Origin of the sequence: Paenarthrobacter ureafaciens (assembly GCF_004028095.1) — a bacterium.
GTDB classification, from domain to species: Bacteria; Actinomycetota; Actinomycetes; order Actinomycetales; family Micrococcaceae; genus Arthrobacter; species Arthrobacter ureafaciens.
The window spans coordinates 816,551-835,934 of record NZ_SBHM01000007.1 but is presented as its reverse complement, the minus strand read 5'-3'; the positions used below and the strand labels follow the sequence as shown (position 1 = coordinate 835,934).

The window sequence follows — 19,384 nt, the reverse complement described above, 5'->3', positions numbered from 1 at the left end:
GACTGGCGGCATGGATTTTTCTGCCCGTTATGTTGCCCTTGGAGACTCCTTCACCGAGGGCGTCGGAGACGCTGACTCCTCGCGCCCCAACGGAGTGCGCGGATGGGCCGACATCATGGCCGGTCAGCTGGCCCAGAGCAATGAGGGCTTCGGGTACGCCAATCTCGCTATCCGCGGCAAGAAACTGCGCCAGATCATGGCAGAGCAGGTGGATGCCGCCGTCGAACTTAAACCCACGTTGGTGACCCTGTACGCAGGGGCGAACGACATCCTGCGTCCCAAGATCGACATTGACTCGCTTTTGCAGGATTACGACGCCGGAATCGCCAAGTTAAGCGCGACGGGCGCAACAGTGGTTCTCTTCACGGGCTTCGATGCCAAGGGTTCCAAGGTCTTCGGCGCCATGCGCGGGCGCACGGCGATCTACAACGAACTGGTTCGCGAAATTGCCGAAAACCACGGGGCCCTGCTGGTGGACTACTGGCGATTCGACGAATACGACGACTGGCGCATGTGGGACACGGACCGCATGCACATGTCCACTGCCGGTCACCTGAACATGGCCAAAAGAGTGCTTGATGTCCTTGAACACGAGCACGTCATCGACGTTCCGGAACCCGCGCCGCAGCGGCTGCTCAGCCGTGCCGAAACATTGCGTGAAAACGCCCGGTGGGTTCGTGAGTTCGCTACGCCCTGGGTTGTCCGGCGGGTTCGGGGAACGTCGTCCGGCGACGGGCTGAGCCCCAAGTACCCTGCGCTGGTCCGGCCTGATTGGTCTTAATTTGGTGCTGCCCGTAGAATAGTTAGGCGCTAGGTAGTGCGGAGCGTGTGCAATTGCTCCGGTTGGCGGTAAATGTTGGTCTGACCAGCATCCCGTGGGCCGGTAGTTAGGGGCTCAAGTTGCGTGCATCCCTGTATTCGCCCAGTATCCCAGGATCTGAAGCAGTGATTTTCACTGCCCTGTTCTGAGGCCAACCTTCTTCGCCGCGTTACTGCGGAATCCATCGGGCTGGTTCGGACTGGACGCGGACGCTGCCTGTCGCACGGTACTGCAGGAAGACCCTGCACGCCGTTACATTCAAACTTTGGAGGAGAGTCATGGCAGCACACTGCCAAGTGACCGGAGCCGAGCCGGGCTTTGGACACAGCATTTCGCACTCGCACCGCCGCAACAAGCGCCGGTTCGATCCGAACATTCAGAAGAAGCGTTACTGGGTTCCTTCCCTGCGCCGCAACGTCACCCTGACGCTGTCCGCAAAGGGCATCAAGGTAATTGACGCTCGCGGCATCGACGCGGTCGTCGCCGACATCCTGGCACGAGGAGTGAAGCTCTAATGGCAAAGGACAAGGACGTACGTCCCATCATCAAGCTGAAGTCCACTGCGGGCACCGGCTACACCTACGTGACGCGCAAGAACCGTCGTAACGACCCCGACCGTCTGGTCCTGAAGAAGTACGACCCCAAGATCCGCCAGCACGTCGAATTCCGAGAGGAGCGCTAAACACATGGCTAAGAAGTCCAAGATTGCTCGTAACGAGCAGCGCAAGGTCATCGTTGAGCGCTACGCTGCCAAGCGCCTCGAGCTGAAGAAGACCCTGGTTGACCCCAACGCGTCTGACGAAGCCCGCGAAGCTGCACGCCTCGGCCTGCAGAAGCTGCCCCGCAACGCCTCCCCGATCCGTCTGCGTAACCGCGACCAGATCGACGGCCGTCCCCGCGGCACCTTCCAGAAGTTCGGTATCTCCCGCGTTCGCTTCCGCGACATGGCTCACAAGGGTGAGCTGCCGGGTATCACCAAGTCTTCCTGGTAAGCACCCAGCTCGTCCAAAGAGGCCGGTAACCGTCATGGTTGCCGGCCTCTTTGGCGTTTAAGCGGCGGTTTAGGGGTTGCTCTATCACGTCCCGTCGGTTTCCCGGGTTGCTCTATCACGTCCCGTCGGTTTTCCCGGGTTGCTCTATCACGTCCCGTCGGTTTTCCCGGGTTGCTCTGCCACGTCCCGTCGGTTTTCCCGGGTTGCTCTATCACCGGGCGTTCAGGGCCGGGGTAGGTGATGGGCTTCACATGGGCGCAATCTCGCTGTGCGAGGCTGTTTTCACGCCGCTTCCCTTGTGTTCCAGAGGTTTTGGAGGGGTCTCGGTGCCGATTTGTTTCGGGGGTGGGGGGTGTGTAAAGTTATTCGAGTTGCCGCCGCTGATGCGGGTTTGACGGTGACTTTCTCCCTTTCGAATGGCCGGTTTCCGGTGGTGCTTTGGTGCGCTGTTGGTGCTGGTGGGGGTTCCGGGCTGGTTTGCTTTGTGTGGCTGGTTCGGGTAAGTTTGAAAAGTTGCTCCGGAGCGATCTGCTGGCCGTTGTGGTTGGTTGTGGTACTGCTTTGGATTAGTGACCTGTTGTTTGAGAACTCAATAGTGTGCCAAGTTTGTTGATACCGATTGTTTTTTGATTGGTTGAATTTTTGCCGGGCCATTGCGCACCCCCGTGTGTGGTGGTTTGGTTTTCAGCTGGTTTCAGATTTGCAGCTGCTTCTTGCCGTGATTTCCGGTGGGGGTGGTTGTGTTTCGTTTTTTGTTTTTGAACGGAGAGTTTGATCCTGGCTCAGGATGAACGCTGGCGGCGTGCTTAACACATGCAAGTCGAACGATGATCCGGTGCTTGCGCCGGGGATTAGTGGCGAACGGGTGAGTAACACGTGAGTAACCTGCCCTTGACTCTGGGATAAGCCTGGGAAACTGGGTCTAATACCGGATATGACTTCTCATCGCATGGTGGGGGGTGGAAAGCTTTTTGTGGTTTTGGATGGACTCGCGGCCTATCAGCTTGTTGGTGGGGTAATGGCCTACCAAGGCGACGACGGGTAGCCGGCCTGAGAGGGTGACCGGCCACACTGGGACTGAGACACGGCCCAGACTCCTACGGGAGGCAGCAGTGGGGAATATTGCACAATGGGCGAAAGCCTGATGCAGCGACGCCGCGTGAGGGATGACGGCCTTCGGGTTGTAAACCTCTTTCAGTAGGGAAGAAGCCCTCTTTGGGGGTGACGGTACTTGCAGAAGAAGCGCCGGCTAACTACGTGCCAGCAGCCGCGGTAATACGTAGGGCGCAAGCGTTATCCGGAATTATTGGGCGTAAAGAGCTCGTAGGCGGTTTGTCGCGTCTGCTGTGAAAGACCGGGGCTCAACTCCGGTTCTGCAGTGGGTACGGGCAGACTAGAGTGCAGTAGGGGAGACTGGAATTCCTGGTGTAGCGGTGAAATGCGCAGATATCAGGAGGAACACCGATGGCGAAGGCAGGTCTCTGGGCTGTAACTGACGCTGAGGAGCGAAAGCATGGGGAGCGAACAGGATTAGATACCCTGGTAGTCCATGCCGTAAACGTTGGGCACTAGGTGTGGGGGACATTCCACGTTTTCCGCGCCGTAGCTAACGCATTAAGTGCCCCGCCTGGGGAGTACGGCCGCAAGGCTAAAACTCAAAGGAATTGACGGGGGCCCGCACAAGCGGCGGAGCATGCGGATTAATTCGATGCAACGCGAAGAACCTTACCAAGGCTTGACATGGACCGGAAAGACCTGGAAACAGGTGCCCCGCTTGCGGCCGGTTTACAGGTGGTGCATGGTTGTCGTCAGCTCGTGTCGTGAGATGTTGGGTTAAGTCCCGCAACGAGCGCAACCCTCGTTCTATGTTGCCAGCGGTTCGGCCGGGGACTCATAGGAGACTGCCGGGGTCAACTCGGAGGAAGGTGGGGACGACGTCAAATCATCATGCCCCTTATGTCTTGGGCTTCACGCATGCTACAATGGCCGGTACAAAGGGTTGCGATACTGTGAGGTGGAGCTAATCCCAAAAAGCCGGTCTCAGTTCGGATTGGGGTCTGCAACTCGACCCCATGAAGTCGGAGTCGCTAGTAATCGCAGATCAGCAACGCTGCGGTGAATACGTTCCCGGGCCTTGTACACACCGCCCGTCAAGTCACGAAAGTTGGTAACACCCGAAGCCGGTGGCCTAACCCTTGTGGGGGGAGCCGTCGAAGGTGGGACCGGCGATTGGGACTAAGTCGTAACAAGGTAGCCGTACCGGAAGGTGCGGCTGGATCACCTCCTTTCTAAGGAGCTGCTAACGGCGTCCGGGTCTGCCTGCATGGGCGGGTTCCGGGGTTGTCAGTGTTGCCCATTGCGCAGGCGTCTGTTCTGCGGTGGGTGCTCATGGGTGGAATATCAGCAAATCAAGTTTTTTGGCATGGCCTGTTGGTGGTGGTGTCCTGGCGTGAGTACGGCGGCCCTCTTTTCGCACTTTTGTGTGTGGGGGGGTTGTTGGGAAAGCGGTCCGGGGTGTTGGTTGCCGGGTTGTGTTTGGCGCACTGTTGGGTCCTGAGGCAACAGGGCCTTTTTGCAGCAATGCAGGGAATCCTTGGTGTTTCTTGTTGTTCCTGCGGCCGGCACCCCCTCGTGTTTGTGTGGGGTGGGTGTGGTTGACGGGGTTGTTGTTTGAGAACTACATAGTGGACGCGAGCATCTGGACACATGGTCCTGCACTCTTTTTGGGGGTGTGGGTTGTGTGTTCTAGCAATTTCTTTGATGAATGAACCTGGCCCTTTTGTGGTCGTGGTTCTCTCGAATTGATTGAGTGCATCAGCCGCAGCCTGTTTGGGTTGTGGTTTTGTGTGGTCAAGTTTTTAAGGGCGCACGGTGGATGCCTTGGCATTAGGAGCCGAAGAAGGACGTAGGAATCTGCGATAAGCCTGGGGGAGTTGATAACCGAGCGGTGATCCCAGGATGTCCGAATGGGGAAACCCCGCACAACGCTGCAAGGTGATTGTGTGACCCGTGCCTGAATTCATAGGGTGCGTGGGGGGAACGCGGGGAAGTGAAACATCTCAGTACCCGCAGGAAGAGAAAACAAGAGTGATTCCGTTAGTAGTGGCGAGCGAACGCGGATGAGGCTAAACCGTTCCATGTGTGATAGCCGGCGGGCGTTGCGTGGGCGGGGTTGTGGGACTTTCCGTGCTGGTTCTGCCGGACCGGTGGGGTGTGGGTGTGCGTATAGGTGAACGGTCTTGAAAGGCCGGCCAGAGAGGGTGTGAGTCCCGTAACCGTAATGTGTGGCACCGCCTTTGGAGAGGATCCCAAGTAGCACGGGGCCCGAGAAATCCCGTGTGAATCTGTCAGGACCACCTGATAAGCCTAAATACTTCCTAATGACCGATAGCGGACCAGTACCGTGAGGGAAAGGTGAAAAGTACCCCGGGAGGGGAGTGAAACAGTACCTGAAACCGTGTGCTTACAATCCGTCAGAGCATCTGCAGCCCTTCGGGGTTGTATGGGTGTGATGGCGTGCCTTTTGAAGAATGAGCCTGCGAGTTAGTGTTACGTCGCGAGGTTAACCCGTGTGGGGAAGCCGTAGCGAAAGCGAGTCTGAACAGGGCGTGTTCAGTGGCGTGATCTAGACCCGAAGCGGAGTGATCTACCCATGGCCAGGTTGAAGCGACGGTAAGACGTCGTGGAGGACCGAACCCACTTCAGTTGAAAATGGAGGGGATGAGCTGTGGGTAGGGGTGAAAGGCCAATCAAACTCCGTGATAGCTGGTTCTCCCCGAAATGCATTTAGGTGCAGCGTTGCGTGTTTCTTGCCGGAGGTAGAGCTACTGGATGGCCGATGGGCCCTACAAGGTTACTGACGTCAGCCAAACTCCGAATGCCGGTAAGTCAGAGCGCAGCAGTGAGACTGTGGGGGATAAGCTTCATAGTCGAGAGGGAAACAGCCCAGACCACCAACTAAGGCCCCTAAGCGTGTGCTAAGTGGGAAAGGATGTGGAGTTGCTTAGACAACCAGGAGGTTGGCTTAGAAGCAGCCATCCTTGAAAGAGTGCGTAATAGCTCACTGGTCAAGTGATTCCGCGCCGACAATGTAGCGGGGCTCAAGTACACCGCCGAAGTTGTGGCATTCACGCATTACCCTAGCCTTCGTGGTTCAGGGGTGTGGATGGGTAGGGGAGCGTCGTGTGGGCGGTGAAGTCGCGGTGTAAACCAGCGGTGGAGCCTACACGAGTGAGAATGCAGGCATGAGTAGCGAAAGACGGGTGAGAAACCCGTCCGCCGAATGATCAAGGGTTCCAGGGTCAAGCTAATCTGCCCTGGGTAAGTCGGGACCTAAGGCGAGGCCGACAGGCGTAGTCGATGGACAACGGGTTGATATTCCCGTACCGGCGAAAAACCGCCCATGTTGAACGGGGGATACTAACCACCGCCGGTCTTTCTTGTTGCGCCACTTGTGGTGTGATGGTTGGGCTGGTGCTGGGACCTGATCCCGGGAGGCAAGCGTATTAACAGGTGTGACGCAGGAAGGTAGCCGGGCCGGGCGATGGTAGCCCCGGTCCAAGGATGTAGGGTCAGGGATAGGCAAATCCGTTCCTGTGTGTTTCGAGCACGATCCTGAGATCTGATGGGACCCCCGCATGGGGGGATCCGGTGATCCTATGCTGCCTAGAAAAGCATCGACGCGAGGTTTTAGCCGCCCGTACCCCAAACCGACACAGGTGATCAGGTAGAGAATACCAAGGCGATCGAGAGAATTATGGTTAAGGAACTCGGCAAAATGCCCCCGTAACTTCGGGAGAAGGGGGGCCTGCCCCGTGATACAGACTTGCTTTGTGGAGCGGGTGTGGGCCGCAGAGACCAGGGGGAAGCGACTGTTTACTAAAAACACAGGTCCGTGCGAAGTCGCAAGACGATGTATACGGACTGACTCCTGCCCGGTGCTGGAAGGTTAAGAGGACCGGTTAGCCCCTTGCGGGCGAAGCTGGGAATTTAAGCCCCAGTAAACGGCGGTGGTAACTATAACCATCCTAAGGTAGCGAAATTCCTTGTCGGGTAAGTTCCGACCTGCACGAATGGAGTAACGACTTCCCCGCTGTCTCAACCATAAACTCGGCGAAATTGCAGTACGAGTAAAGATGCTCGTTACGCGCAGCAGGACGGAAAGACCCCGAGACCTTTACTATAGTTTGGTATTGGTGTTCGGAGTGGCTTGTGTAGGATAGGTGGGAGACGTTGAAACCCGGACGCCAGTTCGGGTGGAGTCATCGTTGAAATACCACTCTGGTCACTTTGGACATCTAACTTCGGCCCGTGATCCGGGTCAGGGACAGTGCCTGATGGGTAGTTTAACTGGGGCGGTTGCCTCCTAAAAAGTAACGGAGGCGCCCAAAGGTTCCCTCAGCCTGGTTGGCAATCAGGTGTCGAGTGTAAGTGCACAAGGGAGCTTGACTGTGAGAGAGACATCTCAAGCAGGGACGAAAGTCGGGACTAGTGATCCGGCGGTACATTGTGGAATGGCCGTCGCTCAACGGATAAAAGGTACCTCGGGGATAACAGGCTGATCTTGCCCAAGAGTCCATATCGACGGCATGGTTTGGCACCTCGATGTCGGCTCGTCGCATCCTGGGGCTGGAGTAGGTCCCAAGGGTTGGGCTGTTCGCCCATTAAAGCGGTACGCGAGCTGGGTTTAGAACGTCGTGAGACAGTTCGGTCCCTATCCGCTGCGCGCGCAGGAAATTTGAGAAGGGCTGTCCTTAGTACGAGAGGACCGGGACGGACGAACCTCTGGTGTGTCAGTTGTACTGCCAAGTGCACCGCTGATTAGCTACGTTCGGATGGGATAACCGCTGAAAGCATCTAAGCGGGAAGCTCGCTTCAAGATGAGATTTCCAAACACATTTATGTGTGAGAGGCCCCCAGCCAGACCACTGGGTTGATAGGCCGGATGTGGAAGCGAGGACTAAAGACTCGTGAAGCTGACCGGTACTAATAGGCCAACAACTTACACCACACACAACACACTGCACGCGTCCACTATGTGGTTCCCAACCAACAACCCGGGAACAACAACACAACAACACAACTAAACAAGCACCACAGTTGTAACCACACACTTCCCACCCCCACACAGGGGGGACGGGTAACAAGGTTACGGCGGTCATAGCGTGGGGGAAACGCCCGGTCCCATTCCGAACCCGGAAGCTAAGACCCACAGCGCCGATGGTACTGCACCCGGGAGGGTGTGGGAGAGTAGGACACCGCCGGACAACCATTAGGTCGAGACCCCCCAACCCACACGGGTCGGGGGGTCTCCCACATCAACCACCAAAACACCACGGGTAGAGTCACAGGATGCACCTCAGCAGAATCCTGGACCTGAATTTGCAGCCTGCGGGCGCAGCTCGGCTCGCAATCCGGCCTTTGGCTTTGGCTGACGCTGCATTGCTAGCGGATGCCTATACGCGGAACGCCAGCCATCTGGCCCCGTGGGAGCCTCTGCGTGAGGATTTGTTTTTCACCGTCCAAGGTCAACGCACTTCCATTCTTGGAAAGTTGGCGCAGTTCGAATCGGGTACTGAGGTGCCGTGGGTCATCCTTGCAGGAGAACGCGTCGTGGGCACAGTCACGTTGACAGGCATTGTTCGAGGCCCCTTCCAGAATGCCCATGTGGGGTACTGGGTTGACCGGACCCTGACGGGGCAGGGCGTGGCAGGGGCTGCGCTCAAGGCCGTTCTGGAAATGGCAGGCGAAGGTCTGGGTCTTCATCGTGTTCAGGCGGCAGTCCTTGGCAACAACGGTCCTTCCAGGGCGGTCCTCAAACGGGCAGGCTTTAAGGAGATCGGGCTGGCACGGTCCTATTTGAAGATCGCCGGCCGCTGGCAGGATCACATTCTGTATCAACGTATTCTGCCTTGACGGCCCGGCAGCAGGGTCCTATTTGTGGGCCGTAGGGTACGGCATGAAGCGTTCTGAGCTCCAAAAACCCCGAAAAACCGGTGATTTCGGTCAAAAAAGCGCGGAAACACGCGGAATTTGCTGGCCAACAGTGTCCAAGCTGGTAAGTTTTCGAGCAGTGGCTTGCTCGCGTTCCGCTTGCCGGCTCAAAAACGTATTAGTCCAGGAGGACGTAAATGGCTAAGAACCGTAGTGAACTCGTTGCAGAGGTAGCAGGCAAGGCCGGCACCAGCCAGGCAGCCGTCAACTCCGTGCTCGATGCACTGTTCGAAGTTTTCGAGACTTCTGTTGCTGCAGGCGAGAAGATCACCATCCCGGGCTGGCTCGCAGTTGAGCGCACCGACCGCGCAGCACGCACCGGCCGTAACCCGCAGACCGGCGAAACGATCCAGATCGCAGCCGGCCACAGCGTCAAGCTGACCGCAGGCTCCAAGCTGAAGGCTGCTGTCGCCAAGAAGAAGTAGTCAAACACTTCGGCGAACGCCCGGAAGGGGTGGCAACGTAAGGTTGCCACCCCTTCTGCTTTTAAGTGGTGCTTATCCCACTTCCCCTCCCCAGAGGCTTCCCGATTCGCAGCCCGGGGGTGGGTGTCGGACAATGGATAGGTGCCATTAGCCAGAAGCTCCGCCACTGTCCCTTCGCCGAATCCCAAACCGGGAGCGCGGGAAGGCGCCTCAGGCGTGGGCATTTCCGTACCGTGGCAACTGGCTGGTCTGGCAATCATGCTTTTGGCCCTCGCCGCGGCACTCATCTTCTCCGGCGCGGCAGCCGCTCGCCAGGTCTCGGATCCTGGAGCCTTGGTGCGCTGGGGACTTCCTGTGGCCAAAGCACTTCACAACGTCTCCGTGGCAGCCGTCATCGGTGGCCTGATTTTTGCGGTGGGCGTCCTGCCGAAGAGCATCAAGCCGTCCAGGTCACGAGCACGCGACGAGGTCGAGCCGCCTGAGCACCCCGCATTTACCCGTGCGCTGGCTGTAGCCGCGGGTGCAGGAGCGCTGTGGACGCTTTCGGCTGTAGCTGTCTTGGTTCTGACATACGCTGACGTTGCTGGCCAAGGTATCTCGGGGGACGCGGAGTTCACCCGTGCGCTGGTTTACTTCATGACTGACATCGAAACCGGCAAGGCATGGCTCGCGGTGACCATCATCGCTGCCGTAGCCACAACCGCACTTTTTGGAGTGCGGTCACTGACTGGACTGGCGTTCACGCTACTTCTAGCGCTCGTCGGCTTGGTCCCTCCAGCCCTCATTGGCCACTCCTCCAGCTCCAGCGACCATGAGGGCGCCATCAACTCGCTGGGACTGCACTTGGTAGGTGTTACCACCTGGGTGGGTGGCATCATCATGCTCGCTGTCCTGTCCGGCCTGCTGACGGGTCAGCGAAGCAACGCGAGCACAGACATCACTGAGCCGACGCTTCGACGTTTTTCCTCGCTCGCCGGCTTCGCTTTCGTCTTGGTGTTCGCATCAGGTGTCATCAACGCCGCCATCCGCGTGACCAGCCCGGGTGATCTCTTCGGTTCGCCTTACGGCCAACTGATCATCGCGAAGGCGCTGGCCACGCTGGTGCTCGGGGGCATTGGCTTCATGCATCGGCAGTGGGTAATACCCCAGTTGGGGAAGGGCACCATGTCCGCCCGCCGGGTGCTGTGGCAACTGGTCTTGGTGGAGCTACTGGTGATGGGCGCGACGTCGGGACTCGCCGTTGCGCTTGGACGTTCCGCCCCGCCGCAGCCCACCACGTATTCGCCTGATGCTTCTCCCGCATTCATCCTGTCCGGCTACGAGGTACCGCCGGAGCTTACTCCCGAGCGGTGGCTGACAGAGTGGCGCTTCGACTGGCTGTGGGTAGGTGTGGCGCTCTTTGGTGCTGTTTCCTACATCATGGGCGTCCTCAAGCTGCGCAGACGGGGTGACAGCTGGCCTGTATTGCGCACCATCCCCTGGTTGGTGGGACTGGTTGTCCTCACCTATATAACTTCCGGTCCGCCGGCCGTCTATGGGCGCGTGTTGTTCTCCGCACACATGGTGGACCACATGGCACTGACCATGGTGGCCCCGATCTTCCTTGTCCTCGGGGCCCCTGTGACGTTGGCCCTTCGCGCGCTTCCTTCCCGTGGAGAGGGGGCGCATGGCTCGAGGGGCCTGCGCGAGTGGCTGCTGTTGTTCGTCCACTCAAAGTTCTCCCAAGTGGTTACGCACCCCCTTTTCGCTGCCGCAAATTTCGCCGGCTCCATTGTGCTGTTCTACTACTCGGATCTTTTCGGCTTCGCCATGCGCGAGCACGTGGGCCATGAGCTCATGAACCTCCACTTCCTCCTCACCGGTTACATCTTTGTTCTGAGCATGATTGGCAGCGACCCCCTTCCTCGACGGGCGCCCTACCCCATGCGACTGCTACTGCTCCTGGCAACCATGGGCTTTCACGCTTTCTTCGGTGTGGCGATCATGGGCGGTACGGGTCTTCTGGCCGCCGATTACTTCGGCAACCTCGGCCGCACGTGGGGACCGTCGGCTATCGCAGACCAGCAGTTGGGCGGTGCCGTTGCCTGGGGCATTGGAGAAGTTCCGACGCTTCTGGTGGCCATCGGTGTGGCCGTCATGTGGTCACGTTCCGACGCGCGGGAGACGAAACGGGTAGACCGTGCAGCCGACAGGAATAACGACGCCGATCTCAGTGCTTACAACGATATGTTTGCCCGGCTCGCCGAACGGGACGCAAAGTTGTCCGACCGCCGTACTCCCGCGGCCAGCCAAGGTAGCGAGGCCACTATGGGCAAGGGAATGAGCAGTGGCAATGATGGGCAGCGAGGCAAGCAATCCGCGCCCATTGAAGACGCACCCGGGCACAACGAACCAAACACCAAGCTGGAAGGACGCTGATGAGCGAAACCGTACGCACCCAACTGCGGGTCCGGGCCTCCGAACTGGAGGGCCGCGGCTGGCTCAACACAGGCGGCAAGTCCTTGGACTTGGAATCCCTGCGCGGCAAGATCGTGTTGCTGGACTTCTGGACGTTCTGCTGCATCAACTGCCTGCACGTCCTGGATGAGCTTCGGCCATTGGAGGAGAAGTACTCCGACGTTCTTGTAACAGTGGGCGTGCATTCGCCGAAGTTCGAACACGAAGCCGATCCCGTTGCCTTGGCGTCAGCCGTTGAACGGTATGAGATCCACCATCCGGTCCTGGATGACCCGGAGCTGGCCACCTGGAAGGCGTACACCGCACGTGCGTGGCCGACCCTCGTGGTGATCGACCCCGAGGGCTACATTGTGGCCCACCTTTCGGGAGAGGGACACGCAGGGGGGCTTGGCGTCCTCCTGGAGGAACTCGTCGCTGAGCACGAGGCCAAGGGCACGCTCCACCGCGGCAACGGACCATACGTGGCGCCCGAGCCGACGTCGGGCACCCTGCGGTTCCCTGGCAAGGCCACCCAACTTGGGAACGGCAACTACCTTGTTGTCGATTCCGGTCACCATCGTTTGGTTGAGTTGCGCCCCGATTTCGAGACCGTAGACAGGCTTATTGGATCCGGAACCAAAGGCCATGCCGACGGCACTGGGGACGTTGCGCAATTCAATGAGCCGCAGGGCGTGGCAGTGCTGCCTGCTGAGCTGGCAACCGCAGTCGGATATGACGTGGTGGTTGCGGACACGGTCAACCACCGGCTCCGGGGTGTTGATCTTGGCACCGGAGAAGTCAGGACTGTGGCCGGAAACGGCATTCAACGACTGCTCGACGCCGGCCCGGCCCGGGTTACGGAGTCCGGCGCCGGTGAATGGTCCGAACCCCGTAATGAACACCACGACGGCGGCCCGGCGGACTTTGCCGCCGATGCAGTGGACGTGGGGGTACTTGGGCTCGGGACCGGCGTTTCCTTGTCTTCGCCCTGGGACGTTGCCTGGAGCGAGAAGCTGCAGCGGGTTGTGATTGCCATGGCCGGCACACACCAGATTTTTGCTTTCGAACCGAAGTCGGGCGAAGTGTCGATCCTTGCAGGATCCGGGCTTGAAGGTTTGCTGGATGGCCCCGCGGAAGAGGCTTGGTTCGCGCAGCCGTCCGGTTTGGTGATCGACCAGGATCAGAACATTTGGGTAGCGGACTCGGAAACCTCCGCGCTCCGGCGTTTGGTAGTGGGCGATTCCGGCGTGACCGTGGAGACCGCGATCGGCAAGGGCCTCTTTGACTTCGGGTTCAGGGACGGCGAGGCAGCCGAGGCACGCTTGCAGCATCCTCTGGGTGTGACGGTCCTGCCGGATGGCTCCATAGCGATCGCTGACACCTACAACGGTGCCGTTCGCCGGTATGACCCCACGAGCACCAACGTGTCCACCTTGGCACGTGGCCTGGCCGAGCCAAGCGATGTAGTAGTGGTCAACCACGAGGACGGCGAACCTTTGCTGGTGGTGGTTGAGTCGAACAAGCACCAGCTTGTCCTGGTACCGATCCCCAAGGAAGCCCAGCAGGTAGATGAGGGCGCGTCGCAGACGCACCGGCCCAAGAGCCCTGTTGCCCCAGGGCACTTGGAGCTCACAGTGCGGTTCACGGCTCCAACGGGGCAGAAGCTCGACGATCGTTGGGGTGATCCGACGCAGCTGAAGATCTCCTCTACTCCGCCGGAACTGCTTGTCTCCGGTGGCGGTACGTCGGTGGGGCTCCTGCGTACCCTCGAATTGTCTTCGGACGTGCCTGAGGGCGTCTTGCACATCACTGCTCGAGCGGCAGCTTGTGACGGACCCGAAACGGAGGACGGCGAGATCCCGGATCACGCAGCCTGCCATCTGTATCAGCAGGACTGGGGAATCCCCGTGGTCCTGGAAGCTGACGGCGACTCGGAGCTTGTGCTGGACCTCCGCGGAATGGACTAACCGCGAGGGCACGCGTCGGCGGCTGGAAGAACAGCCGCTGGCGCGGTCAGCGGCGCCACCTGCACCGACGCCACCCACACTGGCGCAGGACGCGATACCCGGCCTCTAGAAGCTCAGCAGGGGCGTGACGGTCACTGTGTTGCCGTCCGTATCCAGCTGGGTGGTAAAGCTGAAGTCGTGTTCAACGTTGAGATCGTTGACGTAGCCCGTGAAGAGGTTGATTTCCCGGGCTGTCAGCCGGGCTTTGCCGTTGAGGGGGGCCACTACCCACTTGCCGCCGAACGGTTCGATAGTGATCTTCGGGTATTCCGTGATTTCCCATTTGATGGTCCCGTCTACCACGCGGGCGTTGCTGGCGTGATAGAAGGGGCAGTCCGGCTGGAGTCGCTGCTGCTCAGTCGCCTCTGCGGCACAGGTGTCCAGGAATTCGCGGACCTTGCCTGCCACGGCTTCATCCATGGACTTGGTGGACCGGGTTTGCAGGTTCAGCGGGGCCGTTCCGCCGTCGCGGTTTGAGACGAGGGCCGACGTCGGAGGAGCTTCAAAGAAAGTGCCGTTGAGGCTGGCCTCGTACTTGCCGGGATAGAAGACGGCAAACGTGTTGTGCCCGTTGGGCATATTGACCGGCACTCCATTAAGGGCTGCCTCGCTGGCGTTCACCACGGTCACCTCGATGGTGGGTAACGTGGTGGGGACGAAGGCCCATTTGCCGAAAAACAGCCACTGGGTACCAGTGCGTTCCAGCAGGAACTCGCTATGGAGGCGGCTGCCGTCCAACGAGTAGTCCACCGGTACAGCGACCCGGTTTCCGCCACGGGATTGCGCGTTGCCGATCTTGATATCCGACAATGCGGATGCCGCGGTTTGCAGGGCTGTGCCGTCCAGCATGGCGGCGTTGGCCTTCGGGACCTTCGCGCGCAGCAGACCAAGGGCCTGTTCGCCCTCGCCCTTCTGCAGAGCTTCAAAGTATTCCCGTACAGGCTGCTGCGGGCTCGCCACGGACTGGCTTACCAGGTTGATGCACACCACGGCACCGGCGGCAGCAAGCATCAGACCGAGCAGCCATCCGGCTGCGGTCTTGACCAACGCTTGACTCACCTGCACGCCCTTTACGTTACCCGCCGCCGCGCGATTAGCTGCGCAGCAAGACCGTAAGGTGACTTAGCAAGATCCTCAAAGAAGTCCGCGACGGCGGTACGTTGCCCCACCAGACCGGCCACCCGCCGTCGGGCCCTGACCCGCCCGAACCGGTCACCCGCCGTCGTTACGACGCAGGACAACAAGCCCTAACGGCGACGACGCTTGGACGACGTACCGAAGACGCCCCGGATCAGGTCGCGTCCCAGCTGTGTCCCCATAGAACGGACCATGCTCTTTAGTCCGCCACCCAACGCGCCGCCAAGCGCACCGGCCAGGTCACCAAACATGCCGGTGTCCTGCTGGGACGTTCCTGGCGCGGAGGGTGCAGGAGGCTCGGGGTAGGACGGTGAAGGCGAAGGGGCGGGGCGGGAACTGGGGCGGCCGAGGATTTCCACCTCGATGCGCCGGGCTTCGGCGTCGATGTCGGCTTGGGAGGGCACGGACCCACCCGATGCTTCCGAGGCGCTATCCAAAGACGGCCCTGGCGCGCCCCCCGAAGCCGGAGAGCCTGTGGGCACTGGCGCCGCCCCACTCAGTTTCTCGTACGCCGAGACGTTGTCCACGGCGGTGCCATACTTGGCCAACAGCGATGAAGCCCCAACCGTACTGCGGATGAGGTCCTCGGCGCTGGGACCCATGACTGACTCGGGTGCGCGGAGCCTGGTCAGGGCCACGGGCGTGGGTGCGCCCTTCTCATTCATCACGGTGATGACTGCCTCGCCGATTCCCGCGGAGGTGAGGGTTTCTTCGAGGTCGTAGTCGCTGACGGGGAACGTGGACACCGTGGCCTTCAGGGCCTTGGCGTCTTCCGGGGTGAAGGCGCGCAACGCATGCTGCACACGGTTGGCCAACTGTCCCAACACGTCTGCGGGTACGTCCTTGGGGGTCTGGGTGACGAAGAAAATGCCGACGCCCTTGGAACGGATGAGCCTGACTGTTGTGGTGATCGCCTCAAGGAAGGCCTTGGAAGCATCGTTGAACAGCAGGTGCGCCTCGTCCAGGAAGAACACGAGCTTGGGCTTGTCCAGGTCGCCGGCTTCGGGAAGGTCTTCGAAGAGGTCGGCGAGCAGCCACATGAGGAACGTAGAGAAGAGAAGCGGCTTGGTCTGCAGGGTGGGCAGTTCGAGGCAGCTGATGACGCCGCGGCCGTCGGGGGCTGTGCGGAGGAGTTCGGCTGTGTCGAACTCGGGTTCGCCGAAGAACTTCTCCATGCCCTGCGCTTCCAGGGACACCAGCTCGCGCAGGATGACGCCGGCCGTGGCCTTGGACAGCCCGCCCAACTCGGCCAGCTGGGGCTTGCCTTCATCCGAGGTGAGGAACTGGATGACGGCCCGCAGGTCCTTGAGGTCGATGAGTTCGAGGTTGTTCTTGTCGGCGAAGTGGAAGATCAGCTGGAGGCTGGATTCCTGGGTGTCGTTCAGGTCCATGATGCGCGAGAGCAGGATAGGCCCGAAAGAGGTAATGGTGGCCCGCACGGGAATGCCGTTGCCGTCACCGCCCAGCGACAGGAACTCAACGGGAAAGTTCTTTGCCGACCAGTCCTGCCCAAGGGCCGACGTCCGGGCGCTCAGCTTCTCGCTGGCCGTTGCCGGCGTCGCCAGTCCCGAGAGGTCGCCCTTGATGTCAGCGAGGAAAACCGGAACACCCGCCGTCGACAGTTGCTCCGCAATCATGTGGAGCGTGACGGTCTTGCCTGTGCCGGTGGCGCCGGCCACCAGCCCGTGACGGTTCATCATCGCTAACGGAAGGCGGACCTGCGCTTCCTTGTGGACTTCACCGTCCACGATTGCGGCACCCAGCTCGATGGTGGCACCTTGCAGGGTGTACCCCTGCTGGATGGTGGCGAGTTTTTCGGCAGTGGTTTTCGTGGCCATGCGGATAGCTTAGCGGTGCGCCACAAGATCCTTGCTGAAGGCCAAATGCTTGATTTCCTCGGGATCCGCTGCGAGATCGAAGAGGGCGGTGTAGCCCGTGGCGAGGTACAGGTTCCTGGCTTCGGGCTGGCGCGGCCCGGTAGTCAGGTAGAGCTTGGTGTAGCCACGGCGCAGGGCTTCAGCTTCCAACTCGGCCAGCACGCGGCGGGCCAGGCCACGCCGTCGGTGCGCCGAGTGGGTCCAGATGCGCTTCAGCTCGGCGGTGTCGGCGTCGTAGCGGCGGAACGCTCCACCGGCTACGGATTCGCCGTCTTCCTGGATGATGATCAGCGCCCCGTGCGGTGCGGCGAATTCCTCCGCCGGGTACCTGCTGAGTTCCTCGGAGGCTCCCTTGCTGCTGAACAGGTCCCCGTAGCGGGTGTCATATTCGACGGCGAGCTCATCCAGGAGCGGCCGGACGCGGGGATCGTCCATGGCGAGGCTGAGGACGGAAAGGCCCGACGTCGGCAGGGTTGGCGGTGCGGTCATGGCTTGCCTTTCGTGGTGGGCACCCAAGTAGGTGACAGTTGTGCGCGTTTTGCGGGCTCAGAACGCGCACTAATGCGACCTAGTTGGGAGGGACGGGAGGGACGGAAGGGGGGTGGCCAGCGTGTGAAGGATGCGGCGGGCCAGAGCGTCGTTCTCGCGGAACGGCGCCGCGTTGGTGTTCGGCCGGGCAAACGCACCTGCGCCCCAGCCTGACGTCCATGGACCCACTGCAAACAACCCATGCTGTGGTGTTCCAACAGGAGAAAGGACCTCATGATTTCCGGAGACCAGAAGTTTCCCTGTCGAATGCGCACCGTCCAAGGTGAGCAGCCTCTGTTCGGTGCCCAGTCCGGCGTCGTGCAGGTTCAGGAGGGCAGGGTTCGCGGAACGCTCCACGGAGGCCGAAGGCAGGCGTGCCTCGATGTACGCGGAGGCCTCCACCAGGACCGGTGACTGGAAGGATCCGGCAACAAAGCGGCCGGTTGGTTCGTCGGCGCGGACCCACATGCCCGGTCCCAGGAATTGCAGGTACCCGGCCCGGTGCAAGGCAAGCATTTCCTGCAGTCGGTGTGCCGGAGGGCCGGAATCGACGAAGCTGAAGAAGCCGTGCCACCAGCCGTGGATTGCCTGCTGCGATCGGGCGTTGAGCCGTTCCTGCGGCACCAGGCGGCCCAAGTCCATGTAGACGAACAGCAGGGCCATGAACAGGGCAAGCGTCTCCGAATGGTCGAGGCTGGTCCGCAGTGCCAGGTCGCGTTGGATGTAGGCGGCCACGGACCGCTGCACCGCCTCATGGGAATCGAACGCGCAACCGCTGAAGGGCTGGTCCAGCGACTCAAGGTCCAGGCGCACGGCGGGATCCGGGACGGCAGAGGCCACAAGCTGCTCCCGCCCGGAGCTATACCAGTCGAGGGCATCGAAGGGCGCCTCGAAGTCCGCCCAAGCGCCACGAACCCGCTCAGGGTAGCCGGTGAACAGTTCACGGTAATAGGCGTAGCCCGCATCCTTGGCGATGAGCGGCCAGAGGTGGGTACGGAAGTCGAGCTCGTCGTGTTCGGCCAGCAACGCTTCAACAGCAGCAGCCGTGAAGTACCGCGGCCGCTCCACCGGACTGCGCAACGACGAGGAGATTTTGGAATGGTAGGGCACACCCCGGCGTGAACCGGCCCAGACCCGTGGCTCGGCGCCCGAAGGCACATATTCGAGGACGCCGTCGGGCCTTTCCTCGAAGCGGCCGCCGCGGCCCTCGAACAACAGCACCAACAGGTCCACGAAGGCCAGCCCCATCCCGGAGACGATGACGTCCTGGCCGGCTTCAATGGGGGAGTAGTCCACATCCGTTGTGTACGACGGCGGCGCGTAGTAGCCGCCGTGCGCGGCCGCGAATCCGGCCAGCCGGGTCGCTTCCGGATGCGCCTGCGAATCGGTGTGGCCCAGGGCGTACACCACGACGTCGGCACGCACCTCGGTGCCGGAGGCCAACCGCACGAGGTGCGTGCCGGCGTCGGGATGCCCGGACAGCGGCCCCGTGGCCCGTTCGACGGCGGTGGCCACATCGCGGTGGACGGTGACGGTGACGTCCGGCCCGAGCGAGGAAACCGCCCGGCGGAAGAACCACTCAAGGTACTTGCTTTGGAGTTGCCTCGTGGGGAAGGACGCGGGGGTCAGGGAACGGAGCTGTTCCAGGATGTGCTGCTCGAAGACCGGCACATCACGGATACTGCCGTCCAGTACGCCGGCTGCCCAGGTGGCGAGGGCCGGGCCGTCCAGCGGCGGTCCGTCACAGGCCACGGAAGAGTCGGTGAACATTGTGACGTCGGCGGCCGTGGAATTCATCAGCAGGCCGGGATCCTGGTGATAACGCCAGATGCGTCCTGAGCCAGGTTCATGCGGCTCAACGACGTGGATCTGCAGGGGGCCTTCGAACAAGGCGGGACGGCTGGCCGCCAGCCTTTCCAACACGCCGGCCGTGCGCGGGCCGCCGCCAATAAAGACGATGGCGGGAACTCGTGACGGCATGCGGTCTCCTGATCTGCGGTGGTTGGTAAGGCCAATGTAGGGAGCCTGTGGTGCCCGGGTCGAGGCGCCGGTAACCGCCGTTCACCACGCGTCATTCAGCGTTAACCGAGGAAAACAAAACGACTCAAATGGCTCCGGCTGAACTCATTGATGACGCCGAAAGAAGCCTTTTGAAGCCGCAATAAGTCCC

At 60.7% G+C, this 19,384-nt stretch carries 12 protein-coding genes and 3 rRNA genes; 11 read left to right on the top strand and 4 right to left on the bottom strand.

Features of this window, described 5'->3' with window-relative positions:
- Positions 1–10: 10 nt before the first annotated feature.
- The 11 genes from AUR_RS08065 (at position 11) to AUR_RS08015 (ending at position 13,633) form a co-directional block, all read left to right on the top strand.
- Positions 11–781: an SGNH/GDSL hydrolase family protein gene (locus AUR_RS08065; RefSeq protein WP_021474713.1), complete on the top strand. Its 771-nt coding sequence runs from the start codon at positions 11–13 to the stop codon at positions 779–781.
- Positions 782–1,098: 317 nt separating this feature from the next.
- Positions 1,099–1,335 carry a 50S ribosomal protein L28 gene (rpmB, locus tag AUR_RS08060; RefSeq protein WP_021474712.1) on the top strand — a complete coding sequence of 79 codons (237 nt, stop codon included), beginning with the start codon at positions 1,099–1,101 and terminating at the stop codon, positions 1,333–1,335.
- Entirely contained in the window at positions 1,335–1,502 is a 168-nt protein-coding gene (gene rpmG, locus AUR_RS08055; protein WP_003798558.1) for a 50S ribosomal protein L33, read from the top strand. Before rpmB ends, rpmG begins: the two co-directional genes overlap by 1 nt.
- A 4-nt stretch (positions 1,503–1,506) precedes the next feature.
- Entirely contained in the window at positions 1,507–1,812 is a 306-nt protein-coding gene (rpsN, locus tag AUR_RS08050) for a 30S ribosomal protein S14 (RefSeq protein ID WP_021474711.1), read from the top strand.
- A gap of 759 nt (positions 1,813–2,571) precedes the next feature.
- Positions 2,572–4,100: ribosomal RNA gene (locus tag AUR_RS08045) — 16S ribosomal RNA — on the top strand.
- Positions 4,101–4,660: 560 nt separating this feature from the next.
- A 23S ribosomal RNA gene (locus AUR_RS08040) occupies positions 4,661–7,822 on the top strand.
- A 139-nt stretch (positions 7,823–7,961) separates the two neighbouring features.
- Positions 7,962–8,078, top strand: a 5S ribosomal RNA gene (rrf, locus tag AUR_RS08035).
- The 16S, 23S and 5S rRNA genes sit together here, the layout of an rRNA operon.
- An 85-nt stretch (positions 8,079–8,163) precedes the next feature.
- On the top strand, positions 8,164–8,727 hold the full coding sequence (locus AUR_RS08030) for a GNAT family N-acetyltransferase (protein ID WP_062098313.1): 564 nt from the start codon (positions 8,164–8,166) through the stop codon (positions 8,725–8,727).
- Positions 8,728–8,942: 215 nt separating this feature from the next.
- A complete protein-coding gene (locus tag AUR_RS08025) occupies positions 8,943–9,230 on the top strand; it encodes an HU family DNA-binding protein (protein WP_011776355.1) in 288 nt (95 codons plus the stop codon).
- 258 nt (positions 9,231–9,488) lie between these two features.
- Complete coding sequence (locus AUR_RS08020) at positions 9,489–11,648, top strand: bifunctional copper resistance protein CopD/cytochrome c oxidase assembly protein (RefSeq protein ID WP_079941392.1); 2,160 nt, start codon at positions 9,489–9,491, stop codon at positions 11,646–11,648.
- Entirely contained in the window at positions 11,648–13,633 is a 1,986-nt protein-coding gene (locus tag AUR_RS08015) for an NHL domain-containing thioredoxin family protein (RefSeq protein WP_062098311.1), read from the top strand. The genes AUR_RS08020 and AUR_RS08015 overlap by 1 nt, the downstream gene beginning before the upstream one ends.
- A 105-nt stretch (positions 13,634–13,738) precedes the next feature.
- On the opposite strand, the gene AUR_RS08010 is transcribed toward AUR_RS08015, so the two are convergent.
- From AUR_RS08010 to AUR_RS07995, 4 genes are all read right to left on the bottom strand, one after another.
- Positions 13,739–14,731: a hypothetical protein gene (locus AUR_RS08010; RefSeq protein ID WP_164888699.1), complete on the bottom strand. Its 993-nt coding sequence runs from the start codon at positions 14,729–14,731 to the stop codon at positions 13,739–13,741.
- Positions 14,732–14,919: 188 nt separating this feature from the next.
- Positions 14,920–16,647, bottom strand: coding sequence for a helicase HerA-like domain-containing protein (locus AUR_RS08005; protein ID WP_206616227.1), 1,728 nt, complete (start codon positions 16,645–16,647; stop codon positions 14,920–14,922).
- Positions 16,648–16,656: 9 nt separating this feature from the next.
- Entirely contained in the window at positions 16,657–17,175 is a 519-nt protein-coding gene (locus tag AUR_RS08000; protein WP_021474188.1) for a GNAT family N-acetyltransferase, read from the bottom strand.
- 69 nt (positions 17,176–17,244) lie between these two features.
- Positions 17,245–19,194 (bottom strand): FAD/NAD(P)-binding protein, encoded by a 1,950-nt coding sequence (locus tag AUR_RS07995; protein ID WP_062098307.1) that lies wholly within the window; start codon positions 19,192–19,194, stop codon positions 17,245–17,247.
- Between the last annotated feature and the right edge of the window lie 190 nt (positions 19,195–19,384).

Excerpts from the sequence above, each read along its gene's own strand:
- AUR_RS08065 (WP_021474713.1), top strand. The coding sequence starts at position 11 with ATGGATTTTTCTGCCCGTTATGTTGCCCTTGGAGACTCCTTCACCGAG.
- rpmB (WP_021474712.1), top strand. The coding sequence starts at position 1,099 with ATGGCAGCACACTGCCAAGTGACCGGAGCCGAGCCGGGCTTTGGACAC.
- rpmG (WP_003798558.1), top strand. The coding sequence starts at position 1,335 with ATGGCAAAGGACAAGGACGTACGTCCCATCATCAAGCTGAAGTCCACT.
- rpsN (WP_021474711.1), top strand. The coding sequence starts at position 1,507 with ATGGCTAAGAAGTCCAAGATTGCTCGTAACGAGCAGCGCAAGGTCATC.
- AUR_RS08030 (WP_062098313.1), top strand. The coding sequence starts at position 8,164 with ATGCACCTCAGCAGAATCCTGGACCTGAATTTGCAGCCTGCGGGCGCA.
- AUR_RS08025 (WP_011776355.1), top strand. The coding sequence starts at position 8,943 with ATGGCTAAGAACCGTAGTGAACTCGTTGCAGAGGTAGCAGGCAAGGCC.
- AUR_RS08020 (WP_079941392.1), top strand. The coding sequence starts at position 9,489 with ATGCTTTTGGCCCTCGCCGCGGCACTCATCTTCTCCGGCGCGGCAGCC.
- AUR_RS08015 (WP_062098311.1), top strand. The coding sequence starts at position 11,648 with ATGAGCGAAACCGTACGCACCCAACTGCGGGTCCGGGCCTCCGAACTG.
- AUR_RS08005 (WP_206616227.1), bottom strand. The coding sequence starts at position 16,647 with ATGGCCACGAAAACCACTGCCGAAAAACTCGCCACCATCCAGCAGGGG.
- AUR_RS08000 (WP_021474188.1), bottom strand. The coding sequence starts at position 17,175 with ATGACCGCACCGCCAACCCTGCCGACGTCGGGCCTTTCCGTCCTCAGC.
- AUR_RS07995 (WP_062098307.1), bottom strand. The coding sequence starts at position 19,194 with ATGCCGTCACGAGTTCCCGCCATCGTCTTTATTGGCGGCGGCCCGCGC.